Source organism: Proteocatella sphenisci DSM 23131 (assembly GCF_000423525.1).
GTDB lineage: Bacteria > Bacillota > Clostridia > Peptostreptococcales > Filifactoraceae > Proteocatella > Proteocatella sphenisci.
The window spans coordinates 1-6472 of the sequence record NZ_AUID01000040.1; the positions used below are offsets into that span (position 1 = coordinate 1).

Genomic DNA, 6472 nt, shown 5'->3' on the forward strand with positions numbered 1-6472 from the left:
TTTTTTTTGCATTAAAAAAAGCGAACTAGTCGCTTTTTTCTTTGGGGGCTATTTCCGACAGCCCCTTTTTTATTGAAAAATTTAATTTAAAATCTGCTCTCTAAAAGCGATTCTCTAACATGTACTTTTCTCATCAGGGCCTCTTTGCTCACTATAACCCTGTCAAAATTCCCTCTTCCGATAACTCCTATCTCATCAAAAGCCAGCATTTCAAGTTTCAGAGTGTTCTCAATTCTTTCTTTTACTGTCACTTTTATTGTAAGCGTCTGTCCAATGAGTGTAGGTTTTTCATGTATAACATGAATTTCTTTGCCAATAGTAATCAACCCCTCGTCCAGTTTTTCATCAATAAGTTTTGTACTTGCAGATATCATAAGCGCTACAAGTGATGGGGTTGCAAACAACCTATCCAATTCAGGGTTTCCATAATTGCTGGCAATGTCATCTTCTGTTACAGTTTTTTGTATAGTTATCGATCCACCAATTTCAAATTCAGGCATTTTTAACATTAATAATCATCCTTTCTGTTTTATTGATTCATACATAATTATTGCCCCTGCTATTCCCACATTCAGCGATTCAGCTTTTCCATATATTGGAATATATATCTTTTCATCAGATAAAGACAATAGATCTTCGCTTATGCCATTTGCTTCATTCCCCAGTATTACAACTGTCTTGTCTGCAAATTTTACACTGTCATATATCAGAGAATAATTATCAAGTGTCGTAGAATAAATCACAAACCCTTTACTCTTAAGGTTTTCAATGTCATTTACACTTATTTCTATAAGAGGAACGCTAAGATTTAGTCCCATTGCCGACCTGTTTACTTTTGAAGAAAAAAGATCCACCGTACCTTTTGTATAAAGTATAGCATCAAACCCAGCAGCATCAGCAGTTCTTATTAATGTTCCTGCATTACCAGGGTCTTGTATACGATCAAATACAACCAATCTGGATCTATCTTGAGAAAACAAGCAATCCAGCCTGTATTCAGGCATTTCAACTATGGCTGCTATCCCTTGAGTATTAACCGTTTCAGTTATATTGTCGAAAACAGAGGTCTTTATTACAATCGAAATACTTTCATATGCTAAAAATATATCCATATATTCTTTGTTTGAAACAATATCACTTTCTGAAAAAGCTAATATATTTATTTTCATATTAGTTTCAAGTACTTGTTTTATGGCTCTTAATCCCTCAATTAAAACTAATTTATGCTTCTCTCTGTTTTTTCTTAGTTTCAAAGAGGATATCAACTTTACTTTCTGATTATCTTTGGATTCTATAACCTTAAAATTATGCATTTTCTTCACTCAACCTGTTAATCGTCTTTATTTCACCAATCACGACAAGGATATCTTTAGAACGCACTTTATCATCACTCTCTGGCGAAATATTAACATCCATACCTCTCTTTATAGCAACTATGTTAATCCCATACCTTGCCCTGAAATTTAGCTCTAAAAGAGATTTCCCATTCCAGTTATCAGATGCCAGTATCTCCATAATAGAGTATTTAGGATCTAGCTCGACAAACTCAAGTACATTTTTTGAAACAAGATTATGCGCAATTCTTATTCCCATATCTCTTTCGGGGAAAACAACTCTGTCTGCTCCAACCTTATAGAGCACTTTTGCCTGAAGTTCATTTTTAGCCTTACATAAAACATAAGGCACTCCAAGTTCTTTTACTATTATCGTAGCCATTATTGAAGCTTCCAGATCCGAAGCAACACTTATTATAGCTACGTCATAATTCCTAATTCCCAGTGACTTAAGAGTTGTTTCATCAGTTGCATCTACTTGAACTGCCTGCGTCACATTGTCCGCTATGTTCTGAATAATGTCCATGCTCATATCCAGCGCCAGGACTTCCTTGCCTAAACTATACAGCGTTTTTGCAACTGCAGACCCAAAACGCCCACAACCTATAACCACATATGCACTCATAAATTTTTCTCCTTATAATATAACGTCACCTTCTGGTAACTGATATTCTACTTTTTTAGTTCTTCCTGCAAGAGCCATCACAATTGTAAGTGCTCCTACTCTACCTGCAAACATTATAAATATAAGTACAGCTTTTGAAGAAGTTTCGAATTGAGGGGTTATACCAAGCGTAAGCCCTACTGTTCCAAATGCAGAAACAACTTCAAATATTATATCTATAAAATCCATTGAAGGATTGAGTATACTTAATGTCATCGAGCCTGATATTATAACCGTAAAAGCTATAACTATTATAGTCATAGCTTTGTTTACCACACTATAATTTATTCTCCTGCCATAAATTTCTACATCCTTGTTTCTTATAAAAGCTGCAGCAGTCAATAAAAGTACAGCAACTGTTGTTGTTTTTACTCCACCAGCTGTTGAAGCAGGACTTCCACCTATAAACATAAGCATAATCATAACAAATTTAGAGCTGTCTGTAAGATATGAAATATCTATTGAATTAAAACCTGCCGTCCTTGGACTGACTGCCTGGAAAGCACTTATCAGTATTTTGTCATAGAGTCCTAAATTACCAATAGTTGCAGGGTTTCCCGACTCAAGAAAATATAGAACAACAGTACCTGAAAAAACAAGAAACAAAGTAACTGTGATTGCTATTTTGGAGTGAAGGCTCAGTTTTTTTAAACTTCTCTCATTAATAAAATCAAAAATTACAGTAAACCCAAGTCCCCCAAGTATTATCAAGATCATTATAACCATATTTATAATGAAATTACTCCTAAACCTTGTTATAGATTCAAAATTACCCATTACATCAAATCCCGCATTACAAAACCCCGAAATAGACATAAATATAGAAGTACTGATACCTCTTTTTAATCCAAATTCTGGTATAAACTGAGTCGCCAGTAAAATAGCTCCTGTCATTTCAATAAAAACAGTTCCTAAAAAAATGTTTTTTGTCAGATTTACGATACCTTGTACCTTATTTTGTCCAAGAGATTCCTGTATTAGAAGCCTGCTTTTTATCCCGATTTTCTTTCCAATTGCAATAGCTCCAATAGTTGTCATAGTCATGAATCCCAGTCCGCCAATTTGAATAAGAACAATTATAATAAATTTTCCAAACACTGACCAGTAAGTTCCTGTATCAACTACCACAAGCCCTGTAACGCATACAGCCGATGTGGATGTGAAAATCGCATCTATAAATGAAACCGAATTGCCTTCTGCCACCGATATTGGTAGCATTAAAAGTAAAGTTCCCAATAATATTATTCCTGTAAAACCCGCAATTATGACTTGTGCTGGCGAATTCTTTTTTTTCACTTCTTCAGCCTTCCTTTGCAAAGATAAAAATAGTTATATAGTGTTTTTTCACAAATAATATTATATAACAAAACTTATGATTTTTAATTATTTTTTTTAATATTAAATTTATTAACTCTGTCTTTCAATTTTTCTCTTGTTATTTTTCCAAGATACATTCCAATGTACATAAGAAATGAAGGCGTTATTATAATCACTGAATATTTAAATATTAAATTGGCGCGATTTATAAAATATGGCATAAATGTTATGTTTGGATTTAGCATATGAAGTGGGACAAAGTACAGTGATTCCATGCCTGATTCAGCACCTATGAATCCTCCTGCTCCCACTAGAGCAACTATAAGCAGTCCAAGGTTCACTAACATTGGAACACATACAGAGGCCGCTCTTTCAGCTGGTATTTGCGAATATTTAAGTGTCATCCCAAGAGATATAAACAATAAGAGGAATATTCCCACAGTATAGGGCATTGCATAGTAAATATATCTTCCCATCATAAAAATATATGTAACAAAAGCTATTAGTATTTGATAAAGCAAACTTTTTATCTGATTTTTTCTTAAATTACTCATCTTACCTCTTTCTTATGTTTAAATACAAACATAGTTTTTCATGTCTTCAAATTTCTTGTCGCCAATTCCCGAAACTTCAAGTAGTCCCTCGATAGATTTAAATTCTCCATTTTCATTTCTGTAATCTATAATCCTTTGTGAAAGTACATCTCCAACACCTGGCAATTCTTCAAGTCTATCTTTTGAAGCCGTGTTAATGTTTACTCTTACATCTTCTTTTTCAGTTGAAGTTTCATCAGTTAAAGACCCTTGCAATTCAGGATAATTTATAATGAGAATCTTCCCCTTTGCAGGTATTATGTACTGAGCCCCGTCTACTAATTTCTGTGCCATATTGACCGCGTTTCTGTCGGCGTCCAAGGTTAGACCACCAGCTTTTTTAATCGCTGAATCAAGTCGTTCTTCACACCCCAATTCAATCACAGTCGGGGCTTTTACTTCTCCTGTTATATCAACAAAAATAGTTTTTGCAATCACTTCTTTCAATTCTTCCGTTTTTTCATATATTTCAACCAAATTTTCACCGTCTTCATTTGTCACTTCATTTTCATTTGTCGCTTCGTCTTCAAAAGCTTGAGTTTTTGTTTTTTCAAGTTTATTTCCGATTTCATATTTCCTGTCTTTTTCAAATAAATTTCCAAGAGTCATAAATATAATTAAAGTTACCGATACTGCTACTATCTTTTTTATACTTTTAGGATCGTACGAAAATTTTGAACTCATCAGCATTGTACCTCCATTATAATATTCGATTCAGACCATATAATTATATCATAATTCAGACCAAAAATATCGATTGATTACGCATAATTTTGTATTATAAGGCGAAAATTATAGAGATTGTTGTTTCTCGAGCTTTATTTTCAAAATTTTAAAATATTTCCAATAATAGTCTTTATCTTTTTGGGTTTTTCTGTTTTAATATACATAAGAAGATATTTAAAAAATTGAAATCCTGGGAGGTAATCAAAATGGTTAAATTATTGTTAGGTGAAGCAGGCAGCGGAAAAACCAAATTAATGATCGCGAAGGCGAACGAAATGATTACTAATATAAAAGGAGAATTGGTCTATATGGAACTGACTAGTAAACATGCGAGTCAGCTACATATGAACATAAGGTGTGTATTCACCGAGGAATATTCTCTTGATTCGCTTGCATCAGTTTATGGTTTCTTGTGTGGCCTCACTAGTGCCAACCATGACGTTGAAATCATATTTATTGATGGCTTAGACCAAATATTACATGCAGAAATTGACAGTGTAATATTTGAATTTATGAATCTCGTTAATGATTTTTCTGTAAAAAATTCTATTGATGTGTTTATTTCAGCAAGTGCAGATTCAAAAGAAATTATTGATGGATTAGGAAAATACACTGGCGATTTCTAATTTTTTGAAGTTTGCATAAAGCATATTATCCGCAGCCTCTAATACTATGGAGGCTGCTTTGTTTATGGAGGAAAAAATGTACTCTAACACAAATCACTATAAAATCGAGTCTCATGCTGATCACAGATATATTACATTTCCAGTATTGACTGACCTGGGTATCAAGCATTGCTTTACCACTTCAGATATATTAAAGAAATCAGATGACCCGTATATATTAAAAAAAGCCTACTTTGAGGCCTTTGATTTTATAGACGGATGTGAGCATCCACATATATTTACGTCTCAGGTCCACTCAGATAATATTGAAGTTATCTCATCTTGCCTTGACGGAGAGACTTTCCACAGTGGACAATTTTATGAAGATACCGATGGGCTTATCACAAACCTCAAAAATACTGTGCTTGTGACTAAATTTGCAGACTGCACTCCTGTCGTAATTGTTGATCCTGTAAATAAGGTAATTGCAAACCTGCATTCAGGTTGGAGGGGGACTTCAAAAAAAATATTCTTAAAAGCTCTGCAAATCATGTCTGAAAAATACTGCTGCATTCCAGAAAATCTTATAGCAATAATAGGTCCATGCATAGGATATGAAGATTTTGAGATTCAAAAAGACGTCCTTGACATATTCACAGACAGTTTTGGAAACATTGATGATTATTACACAAAAAAAGACCCCCTACACTACCTTCTTGACATGCAAGGTATGATAAAAGGGTCACTTGTCTCAGATGGGCTAAAAGAGTCAAATATCTACTCTACCGACATATCCACCTTCAGTTCAGAATTAATGCACTCATACAGAAGAGAAGGTGCAAATGCAGGTCGTATGATTATGGCTATTTATATGTGAACTACCCACCACTTATGAAGTGGGGGCTTCCTGGTCAATGCTTCTGATGAAGCAAGATTCTCCAGGCTCTAAGGGCGGTACCCTCCCCGACTGACACTGTATCTTGTATTTACATTGTCAGCTTCAGCAAGTTCAGACTTGCATTGTAATCTCTGTCTATCTCAAGACCGCACTCTGGACAGACATATATTCTGCAGCTCAGGTCCTTTGTCTGACTCGACCGGTTACCGCAGTCAGAGCAAAGCTGAGAACTCGGATAGTTTTGCGGAGCAATTATGAGGTCTCTGCCATACCACCTGGACTTGTAATCCAGCATTTCCCTGAACCTGCTCCACGAAACCTCGGCAATGGACTTC

9 protein-coding genes are annotated in these 6472 nt (G+C 34.7%); 2 read left to right on the top strand and 7 right to left on the bottom strand.

Features of this window, described 5'->3' with window-relative positions; translation table 11 throughout:
• Nucleotides 1–86 precede the first annotated feature (86 nt).
• From G558_RS0110900 to G558_RS13535, 6 genes are all read right to left on the bottom strand, one after another.
• On the bottom strand, nt 87–509 hold the full coding sequence (locus G558_RS0110900; RefSeq protein ID WP_028830183.1) for a thioesterase family protein: 423 nt from the start codon (nt 507–509) through the stop codon (nt 87–89).
• Between the two features lie 6 nt (nt 510–515).
• Entirely contained in the window at nt 516–1313 is a 798-nt protein-coding gene (locus G558_RS0110905; protein ID WP_036931930.1) for a TrmH family RNA methyltransferase, read from the bottom strand.
• A complete protein-coding gene (locus tag G558_RS0110910) occupies nt 1306–1959 on the bottom strand; it encodes a potassium channel family protein (protein WP_028830185.1) in 654 nt (217 codons plus the stop codon). The genes G558_RS0110905 and G558_RS0110910 overlap by 8 nt, the downstream gene beginning before the upstream one ends.
• Before the next feature lie 12 nt (nt 1960–1971).
• Nucleotides 1972–3294, bottom strand: a complete 1323-nt coding sequence (locus G558_RS0110915) for a TrkH family potassium uptake protein (RefSeq protein ID WP_028830186.1) — start codon at nt 3292–3294, stop codon at nt 1972–1974.
• An 83-nt stretch (nt 3295–3377) separates the two neighbouring features.
• The gene (locus tag G558_RS0110920) at nt 3378–3869 is read right to left on the bottom strand and encodes a hypothetical protein (protein WP_028830187.1); all 492 of its coding nucleotides are present in this window, start codon (nt 3867–3869) and stop codon (nt 3378–3380) included.
• An 18-nt stretch (nt 3870–3887) separates the two neighbouring features.
• On the bottom strand, nt 3888–4592 hold the full coding sequence (locus G558_RS13535) for a helix-hairpin-helix domain-containing protein (RefSeq protein ID WP_169337723.1): 705 nt from the start codon (nt 4590–4592) through the stop codon (nt 3888–3890).
• Between the two features lie 248 nt (nt 4593–4840).
• Between G558_RS13535 and G558_RS0110930 the strand changes: the two genes are divergently transcribed.
• Both G558_RS0110930 and G558_RS13165 read left to right on the top strand, forming a co-directional pair.
• A complete protein-coding gene (locus G558_RS0110930; RefSeq protein WP_028830188.1) occupies nt 4841–5260 on the top strand; it encodes an AAA family ATPase in 420 nt (139 codons plus the stop codon).
• A gap of 76 nt (nt 5261–5336) precedes the next feature.
• Nucleotides 5337–6116 (top strand): polyphenol oxidase family protein, encoded by a 780-nt coding sequence (locus G558_RS13165; protein ID WP_169337724.1) that lies wholly within the window; start codon nt 5337–5339, stop codon nt 6114–6116.
• Nucleotides 6117–6225: 109 nt separating this feature from the next.
• On the opposite strand, the gene G558_RS13170 is transcribed toward G558_RS13165, so the two are convergent.
• The coding region (locus tag G558_RS13170; RefSeq protein ID WP_156888559.1) for a zinc ribbon domain-containing protein at nt 6226–6472 on the bottom strand (247 nt) is incomplete at its 5' end.